We start from the raw sequence: 19323 nt of genomic DNA, 5'->3' as shown, positions 1-19323 counted from the left end.
GAGTTTTTTCTTAGGTTAATAAGGAAGTCGTAAGAATTAAATATTCAGATTTTACACATGGATATCCGTACTTTTCTTATGGTGATATAACTAATATTCTATATGTAACCGTTAGCCCGAAATACCTTCTACTTTTCATCGATTATATACGTGATTTAGCGAAAGCTAATTTCATGAACAATAATTTTGATAACCTTTAATAATAATTCTCCTCCAAGCGCATATCAAAGTACATTCAGATAGTTCATTTTGTTCATTTTTAAATTGTCAGGCAATGAGAAAAAAACTACAACAAAACGGTTTTTTATTGCCTCAAGTTTGTAAACTTAACCTAACTAACGCTAATATTACCAATCTTTTAGCGTGCATAGTATTGCTCTTTTGCTCTCAGTTTTTTTACGCCCAGACTTTGAGTTTTGATGCATATAATCTTGAAGGAGAGACGCTTACGAATCCTACCTCTCTTCAGTTCGGCCCGAATGGTAAATTATATGTTTCACAACAAATGGGAATTATATGGGAAATGGAGGTAGAACGTCAGATTAATGCCGGAGTGGTATCTTATCAGGTAGTAAGTAAGAATTCTATCAATCTAATTCAGACACTTACGCCAAACCACAATGATGATGGTACCATATTCACCGCCTCCACCAACAGGCAGATCACAGGAATCTATGTTACCGGAACGGCTAACAATCCGGTGATCTATGCAACTTCTTCTGATTACCGTATCGGTGGTGGATCCAGTTTGGGTCGTGATCTGAATCTGGATACAAATTCCGGCGTACTTTCCAGATTGTATTGGAATGGTAATAGTTGGGAAAAGACCGATTTAGTTCGTGGTCTTCCCCGTTGTGAAGAGAATCACTCCACCAACGGTATGACCATGTTCAATAAAAACGGACGAACCTATATGTATATCGCCCAAGGGGGAAATACCAATATGGGAGCACCCAGCAATAACTTTGCAGGTTCTTCAGAAACTTTCCTTTCCGGTGCGATTTTGATCGTAGACATTACGCAGCTTGAACAAATGGAGACCGCAAATGGCGGACCCTATACAGATCAGAGAACCGGTACGAAGTTTATTTATGATCTTCCAACACTTAATGATCCCAGCCGAATTGATATTACCAGTTCAGATAGTCGGTTTCCTTATCCTGCAGGTCACCCTATGCGAAATGCAACGATCGACCTCGGTGATCCTTTCGGAGGGAATAACGGACTTAATCAGGCTTTTCCGGAAGCAGGAGGTCCTGTACAGATTTTTTCACCTGGATATAGAAATGCTTATGATATTCTTGTTACGGCTGCCAATAAAGTATTCACCTTTGACAACGGACCTAATAGTGGTTGGGGAGGAATTCCACCGATTTATAACAGTGCCGGTAATTTAAAAGGGGGTGATCTTACAACTATCTATGACCCGGGATCTGGTGATTATGTAACGAACGGTTTTAATGTTACCACGGGTATCACGCACGGTGATCAGTTGCATTATATCGGAACGACCACAAGTGCTAACGGAAGTTATTATGGTGGGCATCCTGATCCGATCAGGGCCTTCCCGCTTAAAGCAAAAATACCAAATTATGTATTTAGCAATGGTTCCTGGATTCTTTCGAATGAATATGATCTGAGTGCAATGCTCATCAATGTCAGAGGATATTTTGACAGTAGCATCACTACGTCAGATTTCACCGGAGATACAAGACAGGGCCATTATATTACCGATGACATCAATGAATCCAGTCTTAATATGCTGGATATTTATAATTCTTCTGTAAACGGTTTATGCGAATATACTGCCACTAATTTCAGTGGAGCCATGCAGGGAGATCTTCTGGCCGCATCCTATAATGACGGATATATTCTCAGATATAAACCTAATGCTTCAGGAACCGGACTTATTTCCAAAAATACTTCTTTCTTATCTGGTTTCGGAAGTCAGCCTCTGGATATTATTGCACAGGGTGATGATGACATTTTTCCGGGAACGATTTGGGCCGCAACTTATGGGGCCAGTAATATCACCATTTTCGAACCCGTCGATTTTATCGATTGTTTATTACCCGGAGATACGGGATATGATCCTAATGCTGATTATGATAATGATGGATATACGAATGCAGATGAAGAAGCAAATGGAACCAATATCTGTTCTGCCGGTAGTAAACCTGCGGATAATGACGGTGATGGGGTTTCAGATCTTCTGGATACCGATGATGATAATGATGGAATCCCTGATGTATCCGATGCCTTTGCTATCGATGCAGATAACGGTTTATCTACCAGTCTCCCAATAGCCTATCCTTTTTGGAACAATGATCCGGGATTCGGATTCCTGGGCCTTGGATTTACCGGATTAATGCTCGATCCATCCGGAAATACCGACTACCTCGATCAATTTGATGTAAATAATATGTCATTCGGTGGAGCGGCTGGTAAGGCCACTGTAGATTTTACTACCACAGGAGATGCCTATGGCTCAGCAAATGACCAGGAATATGCCTTTCAGTTTGGAATCGATGTGGATCAGCAAACTCCGGTATTCACAATTCACGGTAGAGTGGAGACCCCATTTAATAACAATGCAGCAGTAACCGGACAGTCTTATGGGATCTTCATGGGAACTGGTGACCAGAATAACTACCTGAAAGTAGCCGTGTCTACAGGAACGGCTTCCGGTGATGGCGTAAACGGAATCGATATCGTCAAAGAAGTTAATGGTAGTCCTGTTAAGACTAGTTATGATATTTCAGGATTGATATCGGCGAGTACCATAAGTTTGTACCTGAATGTTAATCCTGCCAGCCTTACGGTGCAGGCATTATATTCGCTGAATGATGGTACCACACTCATACCTGTTGGATCACAGCAAACCGTTCCGGCATCGTTCTTCAGTCAGTCTGATGGAGCCGGTCTGGCGGTAGGAATCATTAGTACCAATGGGGGTAGTTCTCCGTATACAGCCACCTGGGATTATATCGATGTATTCTACAATGCATCAGGAGTTCTGGCCACAGACCCCACCTCGCTTAACTTCGGACAGGTAGATACCAATGATACCGGAAGTGAACTGGCGGTCACACTTACCAACCAGGGAGGAGCAACGGATCAGAGTATCACGGTTAATGGTGTAAGTTTCTCCGGAGCCAACGCCGGTTTATTTAGTTCATCTACAACTTTCCCGCTCATCTTAGGTCCTGGTGAATCAGCACCGGTTTATGTTGATTTGATTCCCGATGGTACCGTAAAAAGTGTATCAGCAACGATGCAATTCAATCATACAGGTTCAAATTCTCCCCTGGCCGTGGCCATGACAGGTCAGCTTGTAGGTGAAGTGTCTGCAACTTCAGAGATCAGAATCAATGCAGGAGGAGGAGCTATTACCTATAATGGAAAGAGTTTCGCTGCAGATAACTTTTCTGATGGTGGGTATTCGTATACCAATAGCAGTGCGAATGTACCCGAAATGTTCAAGACGGAACGTACCTCAACGTCTTCACCAACCGGGTTTAATTACAACATACCTGTTTCCAACGGAGATTATGAAGTAAACCTGTATTTTGCCGAAATATATTGGAATGCTACCGGAGGAGGTTCCGGAGATGGAAGTACCCGTATTATGGATGTATCCATAGAAGATATTCTCGTATTGAATGATTACAGCATCATCGATGATGTAGGATCAGAGACTGTCGTTATTAAACCTTTTGACGTAAACGTGCAGGATGGGGTCCTTAATATTAACTTTAATTCGTACTGGTTGAACGGAGGAGCCAACCAACCTAAGGTTTCTGCAATAGAAGTCATCAGTAAATCTGTTTCAAGCCCAACACCAATATCGATTACCAACATCCCTGATCGTACAGACCCAGTTGGGGCTGTTATTGACATGGGTGTTAGCGCAAGCGGAGGTAGTTCATCAGAAAATTTCACCTATTCCATAAGTGGCCAACCTTCAGGAGTGGTGATAGAGCCCACAAATGGTCACATTTCAGGAACTATAGGTAGTGCAGCACTATCAGGTGGTCCTTCCGGAAATGGGGTGCATCAGGTTACGGTAACAGCTTCCAAACCCAGTTCCCAGTCGGATACTGAATCCTTCTCTTGGGCCGTGACGGCAGCGAGTTCAGGGCAATGGTTTTTAGCGAATGAAAATACTTCTTATATAGCGCGGCATGAGTGTTCCTTTGTACAGGCAGGTAACAAGTTCTACCTTTTTGGAGGTCGGGAAAGCGCAGCCACTCTTAATGTGTACGACTATACTTCGGATACCTGGGCGGCACTCACTAATAGTGCTCCCAAACAATTCAATCACTTCCAGGCATTAGAATATCAGGGACTGATCTGGGTAGTTAGTGCCTTTCAGGATAATAATTATCCGACAGAACAACCCGCAGAATTCATCTGGATGTTCAATCCGGCTTCACAGCAATGGATACAAGGACCACAAATACCCGCGGAACGAAGAAGAGGGGGTGCCGGATTGGTAATTTATAACAATAAATTCTATGTAGTCGGAGGAAATACAATAGGTCATAATGGCGGTTATGTTAACTGGCTGGATGAATTCGATCCGGCAACAGGTGAGTGGACCGTACTCCCGAATGCTCCTCATGCCAGAGATCACTTTCAGGCTGAAGTATATAACGGTAAAATTTATGCCATAGGCGGTAGATTATCCGGAGGTACCGGAGGGGTTTTTGCACCTCTTGTACCCGAGGTAGATGTTTATAATATTGCCACCGGATCCTGGACTACACTTGCGGCTTCTAAAAATCTGCCTACACCAAGAGCAGCGGCAGCTAATGCACTTTTCGAGAATAAAATATACGTAATGGGTGGTGAGGTCGATTATCAGACAGCGGCATTTGAAATAACAGAGGTTTTTGACCCGGTTACAGAAACCTGGTCAGATGGACCTGATATGAATAACCCGCGTCACGGAACGCAGACAATCGTCTCCGGTCCGGGTATTTTTATTATTGCAGGATCACCCAATAGAGGGGGAGGGAACCAAAAGAATATGGAATATTTCAATCAAAATTCTCCCCAGGGAAATCCAAGTAATGCCAGTGACCTGGTTTTACCCGACAGTCAGTTGTTTGAAGTTGGAAGTACGAAATCGGTGCCCCTTAATGTTCAGAATGGAAATATCGGTATCTGGATCAATAGTATGGCATTGTCGGGAACTAATGCAGCTTCCTTTAATATCATCAATCCTTTGAGTAATTCGCTTTTAGCATCCGGTACTGCTTACTCCGTTAATATTTCCCATACCGGAAGCGGCGCGAACGATACTGCCCAGCTGGTGATCAATTATAACAACGGAACCACGGATACAGTCATTCTTCAGGTGGAAGGAGGGAATAATTCAGGAAATACAGTCAACAGTCTGACTTTGGTAAACCCGAATACGAATACGGATATCGTAGATCTTACGAATGGTAGTATGATCGATCTCGATCTGATCGCATCCGGGGTAAATATAAGAGCGAATACGAATCCAGCTGTGGTAGGTAGCGTGGTGATGAATCTAAGCGGAACGGTTACTACTTCTGCAACGGAATCGGTAGCTCCCTATGCTTTATTTGGAGACAGTAATGGAAATTATAATGTAGGGGCGCTTCCGGAAGGCTCCTATACGTTATCGGCTGTTCCTTATACAAATTCAGGTGGACAAGGTACTGCAGGCACCGGGTTAACCATACAATTCACAGTGACGGGTGAAATACAACTTAGCGCACCTGTTGCAGTTGTTGCGGCAGTTCCAACCAGCGGTACCGCACCGCTCAACGTGGCATTCAGCAGTAACGGTTCTTTCGATGATATCGGTATCGTATCCTATGCATGGAATTTTGGTGATGGTGGAAGTTCAACAGCTCCGAATCCATCCCATAATTATCTTTCTGCAGGAAATTATACGGCTACACTGGTCGTTACCGACGGCGATGGTTTAACCGATACTGAACAGATCGGCATCTCCGTAACTGCCCCTCCGGTCGGGGATCAGGTATCCAGTTTCAACCTGATCAATGCACAGACGGATGTAGTCATTTCTACATTGTCTGATGGTACGGTTCTGGGGACAGATATGTACGGGAGCACACCCCTGAGTGTTGCAGCGATCACTAATCCACAACAGGTTGGAAGCGTTGTGATGGAACTTAGCGGGCCGGTAAATACAAGCAGAGTGGAATCGGTGGCGCCCTACGCCTTGTTTGGGGATAATGCAGGAAATTATACCGGACAAGTTCTTCCAGTAGGAAATTATACTCTTATCGCCACACCCTATTCTTCATCGGGTGGTGGAGGCACCGCAGGAACACCCCTTACGATCAATTTTAGTATGACGGAAGTGACCGGTTTGGTTGCTCCGGATGCGCAGGCAGCAGCGCTGCCGTTATCGGGAACTTCACCGCTGTCGGTAAGTTTTTCAAGTGCCGGTTCCACTGATTCCGATGGAACAATTGTATCGTATTCCTGGACATTTGGTGATGGCGGAACTTCAACCGAAGCCAATCCTACTCATATTTACAACGCTGCCGGTACCTATACAACAACTTTATTGATTACCGATAATGACGGACTTACTGATGCTGCTTCGGTATCTATCAATGTTACTCCAACTGTTTCCGGCAATGCCGTAACTTCATTCACTTTGATCAATGCAGACACAGATACCCCGATAACCTCGCTGACCAACGGTATGGTGATCGATGCAACCCAGGTATCCGGCGTAGGACTCAATATTGAGGCAGTAACCAGTCCTTCAACAGTAGGAAGTGTAAAGCTGAAAATGACCGGAGCTTTAAATGCCGCCAGAACAGAAAGTGGTGCACCGTATACTTTATACGGAGATTTTCAGGGTAATTATTATGCACAGGATTTCCCGACAGGTAATTACACTTTGACAGCAACTCCATACAGCAGTTCCGGTGGAGGAGGAACCGCAGGTCAGTCATTAACCTTATCGTTCAGTATAGCCAATCCTCAGATTGCGACGAAACCAATACCGACCGAAGCTTCGATAGAAGAGGAGATGATCGGTGTGTTAGGGGAAGATGTTGTTAACCTTTATCCGAATCCGGCGAATGATCACGTTGTGATTTCTGGTCTTCGGTATAACCCGGTTGATCAACAGGTCTTTATTTATGACCTGCAGGGACGTGTGGTAAGCAGACATAAATCTGTAAATATTTTCGATGGTACCAACCTGAAAATACCAGTGCGCGGATTACAGCAGGGAGTTTATATTCTGAATGTAGATGAAGATGGAAAAACGATATTCAACAAACGATTGATGATCATACATTAATTGGTCTGTTTTCAATAAAAGAATCATCATTCTCGAATAGTTTGGAAGTATGAAAATTTCCCTTCAGTTAATAAAATTGGGTTACCTGTCTCAAAAAAATTAACTTTGGGGAAAGTCATATTTCAATTTCATGATCACCGAACTTAAAGAAAACTACGGATATTTATTTGAGGATGAACTGTTACAGGAAATCAATGAAGCAGGAATGTTGAAATTCTACGAAGATGGTAGCCGCATCATTGAGATCGGTGACTACATCAAGTTCATGCCTTTATTGCTTTCCGGTGCCGTAAAGATCATGAGAGATGACGGTGATGGGGATGAATTATTGCTTTATTTTCTTGAAAGAGGGGATACCTGTGCGATGACTCTGACCTGCTGCCTTGGGAACAAGAAAAGTGAGATACGTGCCGTCGCCGAAGGAGATACCGAACTCATTATGATACCTATCGAAAAGATGGAAGAATGGATGACAAAATATCATTCCTGGCGAAGTTTTGTATTGAACAGTTACCACCATCGCCTTGATGAAATGCTCGAAACCATTGATAGTCTTGTTTTTTTAAGAATGGATGAACGACTTTTAAAATACTTGCGTGATAAGGCCAAGGTCTTAGGGAATGACCTCTTAAATACCACCCATCAACAGATCGCCTATGATCTTCACACTTCAAGAGTCGTAGTTTCCCGCTTGTTGAAATCCCTCGAAAAGAAAGGTCAGATAAAACTTCACAGAAACTATATCAGTGTTCTTGATCTGTGATCAAGACAGCGCGAGTGCGTACCGCCGGAAGCCGTTTTGATGGTAGATTGTAAATAGTAGCTTTTAAATCAATTCCCAATTCTCAATTCGATTTAGTTACACTGTTACATGTTACCTTGTGAAGCGGTGAAACAGTAACGCAGTAAATAATCCATAATCCATAATCCTCAATTCTCAATTCTCAATTCTTAATTCTTCATTCTTCATTCTTCATTCATAACCCATACCCCTGCTTCAAACTACGCACTCAGAACTTTCATATGATATTTATCAGTGTTTTTTAGGTGATGGTTACAGACTTTTGTAACAATTGTAACTGTAAGCGCCCTTACGTGAGGTTACTTTTGTTTTGTTAATCAATAAATCTGATCATTATGAAAATCGAACAAATCTATACAGGATGTCTGGCGCATGCAGCATATTATCTGGAAAGTAAAGGAGAAGCAGCCGTATTCGATCCATTGCGGGAAGTACAGCCCTATATCGACCGCGCGGCTAAATCAGGGGCAAAGATCAAATATGTTTTTGAGACACACTTTCATGCTGATTTTGTAAGCGGACATCTTGATCTAAAGAAGAAGACCGGTGCTGCTATAGTGTACGGCCCAACTGCCAAACCCGGATTTGAGGCTATCGTTGCCGAAGACGGACAGGTATTTGAAGTGGGTGATTATAAAGTGAAGGTTATTCATACACCGGGACATACCCTTGAGAGTACTACCTATTTGCTGATCGATGAGCAAGGTAAGGAACATGGGATCATCACCGGAGATACGTTATTTATAGGAGATGTAGGAAGGCCTGATCTTGCTCAGCACGTTATCGAAGATCTTACCGAACGCAAACTGGCAAACTATATGTTTGATTCCCTCCGGAATAAGATCATGCCATTAAGCGATGACCTGATTATTTATCCGAATCATGGAGCAGGCTCGGCATGTGGTAAAAAAATGAGTAAGGAGACTACTGATACACTCGGGCATCAGAAAGCAGTGAATTATGCACTTCGAGCAGATATGACCCGGGAAGAATTTATAGAAGAACTCTTGACTGGGCTCACCGCACCTCCCGGATATTTCCCACAGAATGTTCTGATGAATATTCAGGGATATGAAAGTTTTGATGAGGTCATGGAAAAAGCCGATAGTCCGCTTGAACCTGATAGTTTTGAATTAGTAGCTAATGAAACTGAGGCACTGGTATTGGACACCAGGGATGCAGAGGACTTTGCTCGGGGATTTATTCCGAACAGCATCAATATCGGACTTGAAGGGAATTTTGCTCCCTGGGTAGGTGAAATGATCCCGGATGTGAAACAAAAAATACTTTTGGTTACCTATCCAGGTAAAGAAGAAGAAGCGATAACCAGACTCTCAAGAGTGGGTTATGACAACACTATCGGTTTCCTCAATGGTGGTATTGAAGCCTGGAAGGAAGCGGGACGTGAAGTAGAAGAAGTAGAAAGAATCGGTGTTAAAGCCCTGGTGGAAATGTACAATCATGACAGACCGGTTATCATCGATGTGAGAAGAAAAAGTGAATTCGATTCTGAACATGTGGTAGATGCCATTAACATACCGCTTAATGAAATCAATCAACATCTGGCTGAGATCCCAAAAGATAAATTCTTTGTACTGCATTGTGAAGGTGGATATCGCAGTATGATTGCAGCCTCTATCCTGAAACAACGCGGATGGGATAATTTCGTGGATGTAAGTGGTGGATTCAAAGCGATCGCAGAAACTGAAATACCCAAAACTGACTACGTTTGCCCTACTACGCTATTGTAACGTAATAATGGACTGAAAGTCTCACGAAAGTGAGACTTTTTCTTTCTTTAGTAACCGGGTATTGTAACCTGTGTTACTGATAGGGTATGGGTATAGTTGTACCTTTGAACTATTGTAAATGAATATATTATGAAAAATAATCATCAGGTTTTAATCATAGGCGGTGGTACTGCAGGGATCATGACTGCAGCCCGACTGCGGAAAGCAGATCCTTCGATGGATATTGCTATCATAGAACCCTCAGATACGCATTATTATCAACCTGCCTGGACGCTTGTCGGGGCTGGTACCTATGACTTCAAAAATACCGCAAAGCCGATGGCCGGATTAATTCCAGCGGGTGTAACATGGGTGAAAGATTATGCAACTGCCATCGATGCTGAAAATAGATTTGTTGATACACTTCATAATGGTAAAATAGGATATGAATATCTTATTGTGGCCCCCGGACTGGTGATGAGAAATGATCTGATCGAAGGCCTTGAGGAAGCTATCGATAAAGGGGTTGTTTGCAGTAATTATACCGACCCGGAACATACCTGGGAAGTATTGAAGAATTTCAAAGGAGGAAATGCCATATTTACACAACCTGCAACGCCTATTAAATGTGGTGGTGCACCACAGAAAATAGCATATCTGGCTGCTGACTACCTAAAGCAAAAGAATTTGCTTAAGGATACCAATATGATATTTGCCACACCGGGTACGGTAATTTTTGGTGTTCCCGAAATAAAGGAAACACTCGAAAATGTGATCAGGCGATATGGTATAAATTTCAAACCTTTTCATACACCGGTTAAGATCGATGGAAAAGCGCAGATCGCATATTTTAAAAATACAACCCCGGAAGGCAATTCAGAAGGCTCTCCTGAAGGTATGCCAGGTGCCTATGTAACCGATGAAGGTTTACTTGCCGTTCCTTTTAATCTGCTACACCTTGCTCCGCCACAGGCTGCACCGGAATTCATATTAAAATCAAGTCTTGTCAATGAAAGTGGCTGGCTGGATGTAGATATTCATAGTTTGCAACATAAAAAATATCCGGAGGTTTTCGGACTTGGAGATGTAGCAGGCTTGCCTACCGCAAAAACCGGAGCAGCTGTTCGCAAACAGGTGCCCGTGGTTGTAGATAATCTACTGAAGCTGATGCAAGGTAAAAAAGCCGATAATATGGCCTATAATGGCTATTCTAGTTGTCCGCTGGTGACGGCTAAAGGTAAAATGGTACTGGCGGAATTTGATTATAATAATAAGTTTACACCAGATCCGAAGTTAAAGCAAATGCTGATCACAGATTCTTCTAAAGAACACTGGAGATTATGGATCCTGAAGAAATATATCCTTCCTTATCTCTATTGGAATAAAATGATGAAAGGAGTGGATGTTTAGTTGATTTGTTGACTGATAAAAGGTGTGCTTAACGGTACACCTTTTTTTATTATCAATTTTTAGAAGAGGAAAATTCTATGGGATAAAAGTTCATTTTTTTTCTTCCAGAATGCCCGATTCAGCGTATCTTTATTCTAAAATTTCTTCCATGGACGTTGAGATACTCGCAAGGATCCAATTTGCCTTCACAGTTGCCTTTCATTACATCTATCCGCCTTTAAGCATCGGCCTTGGTTTGCTGATGGTGATCTTTGAGGCGAGTTATATCAGAACCAAAGATGATACGTATCATAAACTCGCTAAATTCTGGACAAAAATATTTGCTTTGACCTTTGGAATCGGTGTGGTGACTGGTATTGTCATGGAATTTGAATTCGGAACAAACTGGGCCACGTATTCCCGATACGTGGGAGATGTATTCGGAAGTGCACTTGCAGCAGAAGGAATTTTCGCCTTTGCACTGGAAAGCGGATTCCTGGGAGTTTTGCTCTTTGGATGGAACAGGGTGAAACCCTGGGTGCATCTGGTAGCAACGATAGGGGTATTTCTGGGCTCTATGTTTTCGGCGGTTTGGATCGTCGTGGCCAATAGTTGGCAACAAACACCAGCCGGATATCACATTGTCGGAGAAGGAATGGAAGCAAGGGCTGAGATCACCGATTTCTGGGCAATGGTATTCAATCCTTCCAGTGTAGATCGACTGACTCATGTCTGGCTCGGCGCATTTCTTTCAGGTGCCTTTCTGGTACTAAGTGTACATGCTTATTATTTATTGAGGAATCGCTATGTAGAACTTTCAAAAACCGCATTCCGTATAGCGCTTATCGTAGCACTGGTTTTTTCACTTGGGCAGTTATTAACGGGCCATCACTCCGCTGATGGCGTTTCGGTAAATCAACCGGCTAAACTAGCTGCCATGGAAGGTCACTACGAAAATGAATCTCCTGCCGATCTCTATCTCTTTGGTTGGGTAGATCAGGGCGAAGAGACCGTTCATGGATTGGGAATTCCCGGAGGCTTGTCGTTTTTACTCGCTCAGGATTTTGATCACCCGGTAAAGGGGTTACGCGATTTTGCAAAGGAAGACCGGCCTACCCAGGTAAACGCAATCTTTCAATTCTATCATATTATGGTATTCATAGGTACCCTATTAATCCTGTTATCGGTCGTTGGTATCTTTATGCTTAAAAAAGAGCGTATCTTTAAAATGCGATGGTTGCTTTGGATCTTCGTTTTCGCAGCGATTTTACCGCAAATCGCCAATCAGGCTGGTTGGTTTACCGCTGAGATGGGCCGACAACCCTGGGTGGTTTACGGATTATTGCGAACTTCAGATGCGTTGTCAGTGGCCGTAAGCGCGAATCAGGTGTTGTTTTCACTGATTATGTTCTTTTTGATCTATCTGTTATTATTCCTTTTGTTCGTGTATCTTTTGAATAAGAAGATTAAGAACGGTCCGTATTCCGAAGATGATTCGGACGATGACAGACCCCATACAAGAGAGATCACAGAGGTATTAACCGGAAAATATTGAATATGGAAACGATTTTAGGTATTGATTATCCAACACTCTGGTTCCTGGTAGTCGGTGGTTTATTCTCGGGTTATGCAATTCTTGACGGCTTCGATTTTGGGGCCGGTGCATGGCATCTCTTCTTTAATAAAGAAGAGAACCGAAGGATCGCATTGAATGCTGTTGGACCGGTTTGGGATGGGAATGAGGTTTGGTTGGTCATCGGTGGGGGAGCTTTATTCGCCGGTTTTCCAGTGATGTACGCCTCTCTATTCTCAGCTATGTATACACCGTTCATGTTATTCCTGCTTTTTATTATTCTAAGGGCAATTTCGATAGAGTTCAGAGGTAAGGAACCGATGAAATGGTGGAAAAAGACCTGGGATATTTGCTACAGTATCTCCAGTATCATGCTGGCATTCCTGTTGGGAGTGGTCATGGGAAATATACTTGGCGGGATCGCCTTGGGTCCAGATCATAATTATGTCGGATCAGGGTTTTTCGAATTCCTGAATCCTTATGCATTGATGACCGGATTTACAACATTATTTCTTTTTATGAGTCATGGAGCTATTTATCTGCTGTTAAAGACAGAAGGTAAGCTTTATGAGAAATTAAAACTGTTGTTAAAGAAAGGTATGATCTTCTTTATGGTTAGTTTTGGTATCACTTCGTTATACACGTTATTGTATTATCCGCATCTTTCAGACGATTTTAGTCATAATCCAGGATTATTCGTAGTGCCATTGGCTACTTTTCTGAGTATTGCGAACGTTCCCCGTCTTGCAAGCAAGGGTAAATATCGTATGGCTTTCGTCTTTACATCGCTAACCATAAGTCTGATGATGGTTCTGGTAGCGGTTGAACTTTACCCGACGTTGCTTTTTTCTACAGTCGATGAAGCGTACTCTCTTGATATCTATAAAGCGGCAGCATCCGATAAATCGCTGGGCATAATGTTATTGTTTGTAGCTATTGGAGGTCCGCTGGTGCTGGGTTATACGGTATTCGTTTATCGAACTTTCAGAGGAAAGGTGAAGCTCGACGAACATAGCTATTAAGGGTACCGGATTATAAATTGAGAATTGAGAATTAAAAATTGATTGGAAAATCACTTCGTGATTTTTCTAACTACATAAATCCCTTTAGTCTACTGATCAGTGGTCAACCTATATCAGGGACGTACAACGTACACAATTCTCAATTCTCAATTCTCAATTCTCAATTCTCAATCACCCAAAACCTGGTTTCTTCTTAAAAAGGTATTGGCAATCCGAACTTTTTTCAAGTAACATTTGTTACTGTAGGAGTCTCTTTCTAATCCGTTCTTTGTATAAAAATTATAAAAAATGGATTGGATTTTTAATACCTGGCCCTGGTATGTTTCCGGATTGATGATCGCTTTCATCATGGTCTTTCTGATATTGATGGGAAAGAACTTTGGAGTTTCGGCCAACCTCAGAACCCTGTGCACCATGTGTGGGGCAGACAAAAATTGCGAATTTTTCCGCTTTAACTGGAAAGATCAACGTTGGAATTTATTATTTCTGGCCGGTGCCGTAATGGGTGGTTTTATAGCATATCACTTTTTAACACCGGATCCTGCAGTTCATATCGACCCGCAAGTGGTTACCGATCTTCAGCAGATGGGGTTTGAAAGTGCAGGAAATGCCTATGCTCCTGATCGTTTCTTTGGTACAGAGGCATTTACTAACCCTATCACTTTGCTTATACTGGCAATCGGAGGAATGCTGGTTGGCTTTGGTGCGCGCTATGCCGGAGGTTGTACTTCCGGGCATGCGATTTCAGGATTAAGTGATCTTCAGGTGCCTTCATTGATCGCAGTGATCGGATTCTTTATAGGAGGATTAATTATGGTACATGTGATCTTTCCACTAATTTTTTAATCGAAATACAATGAAGAGATTTTTAGTTTATATAATAACAGGGATGGTCTTCGGGATCACCATGTTCAAGTCGGAAGCAGCTTCATGGTTCCGAATTTATGAAATGTTCCAGTTCAAATCTTTCCATATGTATGGAATCATAGGAACGGCAGTGATCGCAGGGATCATTATGGTTCAAATCATTAAAAGAAAAGGTGTTCGCTCCTTTAAAGGAGAGAAGATTACCTTTAATCCGAAACAAATGAGTATAGCAAGATACTTATTGGGCGGTATATTATTCGGTTTGGGATGGGCGATCACAGGTGCTTGTCCGGGCCCGATGTTTACATTGCTGGGAGCGGGATTTTTGCCGGTAATCGTAGTGATCCTGGGTGCTATAGCAGGAACCTATTTTTATGGATTACTTCGGGATAAACTTCCGCATTAATCGATACGTATATAGTTCTCTGAATAGATGGGATTACCATCACCATCAGTTGCGATCTGACTGTAATAATTGTCCTGAAGCTCCAGTTTAAAACTGAATACGCGCATCGTATCAACGATCTGCATCATGGAGGCAGAGCCATATTCCAGGGTTTCAACCAGTGAGGTGTCGGTTATATAATACGTGCCATACCCAAACCATTCCACGGAATCTTTGGGAACAAAACGAGTCCACATGACTTTGCCGTTGTAATACATTTTTATCTGACGGTATCCGTCTGTGTTCGGAATGGTGTCAACCACTTTGGTTCCATCGTAGGTATATTGGTCACGAAGCTCCCAGGTGCCTTCAAGAGAACGTTTTGACGGATCATGATTCGGTTTGGATCCTATGAAAACAACCGAAACAACAATTAAAAGAAAATAAAATAAGGATTTCATAACATCTTCGATAAAGAAATTAATGATTAACAATATTATCACTATTAATTTACGAATATTATATTTAAATACGATAAATTTTATTGAATATTAATTCTGAAGAGAGATGTATAAATAAACCTTATGTAATTATCAGAATATTTTAAGAGAATAGCATAGGGCTATTTGGCTAAAAAATTTACTTTTGTTGGATTAACTTGAATGACTAGAAAATGGCTGATAAAGTAGAAAGAATTAAATGTCTGATCATTGGATCAGGACCAGCAGGATACACGGCTGCGATCTATGCGGCTCGTGCCGATATGAAACCGGTAATGTATACAGGTATGGAACCCGGAGGACAGTTGACGACAACTACCGAAGTAGATAACTTTCCGGGATATCCGGAAGGAATCGATGGTCCTACCATGATGATTCAATTACAACAACAGGCAGAACGTTTTGGTACACAGGTAAGAATTGGAATGGTTACTTCTGTTGACTTCAGTGAAGAGCAGGGAGGAATTCATAAAGTAGTGGTAGATAATACTACAAATATCGAAGCTGAAACCATTATCATCGCTACTGGAGCTACCGCTAAATATCTTGGTTTACCTAGCGAGCAACGCTTGCGTGGTGGTGGTGTATCTGCATGTGCCGTTTGTGACGGATTCTTCTACAAAGGACAGGATGTTGCGATCGTAGGTGGTGGAGATACGGCTGCTGAAGAAGCGACCTATTTGTCTAATATCTGTAATAAAGTGACCATGCTTGTTCGTAAAGGAGAAATGAGAGCTTCTAAAGCGATGCAGCACCGGGTGGAGAATACTCCAAATCTGGACGTGCGTTATTTTTCTGAGATCGATGAAGTTTTGGGAGAGCAGGTTGTTGAAGGTATCCGAATGGTGAATAATCAAACTGGAGAGAAAGAAGTAGTTCCGGTTACCGGACTTTTCATCGCTATCGGTCATAAACCGAATACCGATATCTTTAAGGGGCAACTCGAAATGGATGAAACCGGTTATATAATTACCAAAGGAAAGTCTACCAAGACTTCAAAACCAGGAGTATTTGCTTGTGGTGATGTTCAGGATAAAGAATACCGACAAGCGATCACCGCTGCAGGTACCGGATGTATGTCTGCTTTAGATGCAGAGCGATATCTTGCTACAATTGAAAGTAACGAAGAAGTGGAAGCGTAAGCCAAAACCCTTAATAATATTTTTAAGCCCGTCATATGACGGGCTTTTTTTATGGGGAAAAACCCTGTATTTTCGACTTATATGCTCTAAAAATCAGTTATTTAGATGCTTCAAGTTGATTTATTGATATATTTGTGCATCTTCCTCGGAAGAATAACATTTATTTTGCTGCTCAAAAGGGTTCAGTCTCTTTATTTAATACTTTCCCCTCAACCGCTGTTTTGAATTTCTTCTTGTCCCTGCTCTTCCGGTAATTAATCTTCCGGCTAAACAACCGACCACTTATTCAACGGTTTAGAATTTTGACGCAACTTTCTTAACCGCTTGAAACAGGCATAAACAATTCTAATTTATAAAGCTTTACGATGAAAAAACTAATTTTTATTTTCGCAATTATCTGCGGATACCTCTCCTATGCTCAGGAGATCGTTAAACCGGCCCCGGCACCATCTGAACCTGTGAATGATGAATATTTCGGTACAGAAGTTACCGATGACTACCGGTACATGGAGAATCTCGATGATCCGAAAGTACTCAACTGGATCAAAGAGAATACCACCTATTCCAACGCTGTTTTGGCTGAAGTTCCTAATCGGGATTTGCTTATGAAAGAAATTCAGGAAGCCGTTGAAGCCGGATTTGAAATGACTGGAAACTTGAGAAGAACCCGTAAAGGGAGTTTCTTTTATACCAAACTCGCATTCGATGGTAAGGTCTCCAAGGTATATTACAGAGATACGTACAAAGGCAAAGAGCGATTATTGTATAATCCTGAAACCTTTAAACCGGAATCAGGGCTCTTTTATGCGGTTTACGGAATGGTTCCAAGTCATGATGCCGAAAAGTTAGCCGTGGCACTGGCACCGAACGGCACAGAGATCTGTGAAGTATTGATCATGGATCTGGATGGAAATATTGTCGATGATTTTGTAAAGAACTCCACGTCTAGAATTTCATGGCTACCTGACGGAGAACATTTTACCTATGTTCGATGGAATTCTAACAACGTCAAGGATACCGATCTAAAGAAGAACGTCAAGACCTTTCTTCACAAACTGGGTACTCCTCAGGATGAAGATATAGAATATTTCTCCTCTGTGACTAATCCTGAACTGGGGATGAAGCCATTGGAAATTCCTAATAGCTATTACGATCGTGATCTGAAAGGCGTGATCGGAAATATTGGTAGCGTGGATAACGCCAGACGTTCCTATTTGAAAGTAGGGGATGATCCTTACAAACCTTCTGCCTGGAAAACCTTAACTACAGCCGAAGATAAAGTGGATAACTATTTTATTACTGCAGATCATATTTATTATAAGTCCTTCGAAAATGCACCGAATTTTAAGATTGTGCGCTCCAGCGTTTATGATCCGGCCTATAAGTCAGGAGAATTATTGATTCCTGAAGATGATTCGGCTGTGATTCAGGAAATCGCTGTGAATGCTGATGGGTTGTATTACACCACATTGAAGGATGGGATAGAAGGTAAACTGTGGTTTCTTCCTAATGGTGAATCTGATGTTCAGGAGATCGACTTACCGGAAGCGGCAGGTTTCATTGGAGTCACCACGAATGATCCTGAATCCCATGATCTTCTTGTTGAATATACAGGATGGCTAACCCCGTTGTCAAAGATTCTTTATGATCGGTCTACCGGAAAATTTCAGGAAATGTCAATGGCTGAACGTAAAAAGGTAAAAGGGATCAAGGATCTCAGAGTAAAGGAAGTGATGGTGTCATCCCATGATGGCGTTGAGGTTCCTTTGTCATTGATCTATCATAAGGATCTGAAACTTGATGGAAACAATTCAGCGATCATGTATGGTTATGGTGCCTATGGTTATTCCATCCCTTCCGGTTTTGAACCCATAGGAGCCGTGCTTGCAAATAAAGGGGTGGTTTATGCTTTGGCTCATGTTCGGGGCGGGGGTGAAAAAGGAGATGCCTGGCATAGAGCCGGACAGAAACTGAATAAACCCAATACATGGAAAGATGCGATCGCCTGTGCAGAGTATTTGGTCGCTGAAGGGTATACTAAGCCGGAGAAGCTCGCGATTACCGGAGGTAGTGCCGGAGGGATCTTCGTGGGTCGATCGATTACTGAACGACCGGATCTCTTTGCGGCGGCAGTACCCGAGGTAGGGGTGATGAATCCCGTGAGAATGGAGGCAACTCCAAACGGACCTGTAAATACACCTGAATTTGGAACGGTTACCGATGAAGATGAGTTCAGGGGATTAGTGGAAATGGATTCTTATTTGCACTTAAAAAAAGGCGTAGCCTATCCGGCGACCTATGTCACTGCCGGATTTAACGACAATAGGGTGATCGCCTGGCAACCGGCAAAATTTGCCGCAAAGCTGCAAAACTGTTCCTCCTCAGATAAACCGGTATTACTCTTTACAGACTTTGAAGGCGGACATGGAGGCAGAGTAACCTTATCGAAGACACTGGATAATCTTTCGAAAGAATTTGTGTTTATGTTATGGCAAACCGGACATCCGGAATTTCAACCGGGATTGGCCATTTCCGATCATTAAAAAAGCAAAGAGGCTGATTCCTGTGGAATCAGCCTCTTTTTCTATA

General features: G+C 42.4%; 11 protein-coding genes. 10 read left to right on the top strand and 1 reads right to left on the bottom strand.

The genetic code is table 11. The features are described 5' to 3' along the window. Positions 1-409 precede the first annotated feature (409 nt). From DMZ48_RS08650 to DMZ48_RS08615, 8 genes are all read left to right on the top strand, one after another. Positions 410-7324, top strand: coding sequence for a PKD domain-containing protein (locus DMZ48_RS08650; RefSeq protein WP_162558687.1), 6915 nt, complete (start codon positions 410-412; stop codon positions 7322-7324). A gap of 130 nt (positions 7325-7454) precedes the next feature. Then, positions 7455-8087, top strand: a complete 633-nt coding sequence (locus DMZ48_RS08645) for a Crp/Fnr family transcriptional regulator (RefSeq protein WP_143954739.1) — start codon at positions 7455-7457, stop codon at positions 8085-8087. Between the two features lie 374 nt (positions 8088-8461). Continuing rightward, entirely contained in the window at positions 8462-9877 is a 1416-nt protein-coding gene (locus tag DMZ48_RS08640; RefSeq protein ID WP_143954738.1) for an MBL fold metallo-hydrolase, read from the top strand. A gap of 129 nt (positions 9878-10006) precedes the next feature. Then, the gene (locus DMZ48_RS08635; protein ID WP_143954737.1) at positions 10007-11266 is read left to right on the top strand and encodes an NAD(P)/FAD-dependent oxidoreductase; all 1260 of its coding nucleotides are present in this window, start codon (positions 10007-10009) and stop codon (positions 11264-11266) included. 148 nt (positions 11267-11414) lie between these two features. Further along, positions 11415-12800, top strand: coding sequence for a cytochrome ubiquinol oxidase subunit I (locus tag DMZ48_RS08630; RefSeq protein ID WP_143954736.1), 1386 nt, complete (start codon positions 11415-11417; stop codon positions 12798-12800). Between the two features lie 2 nt (positions 12801-12802). Beyond that, positions 12803-13840, top strand: coding sequence for a cytochrome d ubiquinol oxidase subunit II (gene cydB, locus DMZ48_RS08625; protein WP_143954735.1), 1038 nt, complete (start codon positions 12803-12805; stop codon positions 13838-13840). A 288-nt stretch (positions 13841-14128) separates the two neighbouring features. After that, positions 14129-14686: a YeeE/YedE family protein gene (locus DMZ48_RS08620; RefSeq protein WP_143954734.1), complete on the top strand. Its 558-nt coding sequence runs from the start codon at positions 14129-14131 to the stop codon at positions 14684-14686. Positions 14687-14696: 10 nt separating this feature from the next. Beyond that, positions 14697-15113, top strand: coding sequence for a DUF6691 family protein (locus DMZ48_RS08615; RefSeq protein ID WP_143954733.1), 417 nt, complete (start codon positions 14697-14699; stop codon positions 15111-15113). Here DMZ48_RS08615 and DMZ48_RS08610 read toward each other — a convergent pair. Further along, the gene (locus DMZ48_RS08610) at positions 15110-15553 is read right to left on the bottom strand and encodes a hypothetical protein (RefSeq protein WP_143954732.1); all 444 of its coding nucleotides are present in this window, start codon (positions 15551-15553) and stop codon (positions 15110-15112) included. The two genes, DMZ48_RS08615 and DMZ48_RS08610, sit on opposite strands and share 4 nt — an antisense overlap. Positions 15554-15765: 212 nt before the next feature. Here DMZ48_RS08610 and trxB point away from each other — a divergent pair, with 212 nt between their 5' ends. Continuing rightward, positions 15766-16734, top strand: a complete 969-nt coding sequence (gene trxB / locus DMZ48_RS08605) for a thioredoxin-disulfide reductase (protein ID WP_143954731.1) — start codon at positions 15766-15768, stop codon at positions 16732-16734. Positions 16735-17099: 365 nt separating this feature from the next. Continuing rightward, on the top strand, positions 17100-19277 hold the full coding sequence (locus tag DMZ48_RS08600; RefSeq protein ID WP_143954730.1) for a prolyl oligopeptidase family serine peptidase: 2178 nt from the start codon (positions 17100-17102) through the stop codon (positions 19275-19277). Positions 19278-19323 lie beyond the last annotated feature (46 nt).

The organism is Robertkochia solimangrovi, assembly GCF_007279655.1.
Taxonomy (GTDB): domain Bacteria; phylum Bacteroidota; class Bacteroidia; order Flavobacteriales; family Flavobacteriaceae; genus Robertkochia; species Robertkochia solimangrovi.
This window is presented reverse-complemented; position numbering and strand designations above follow the sequence as displayed.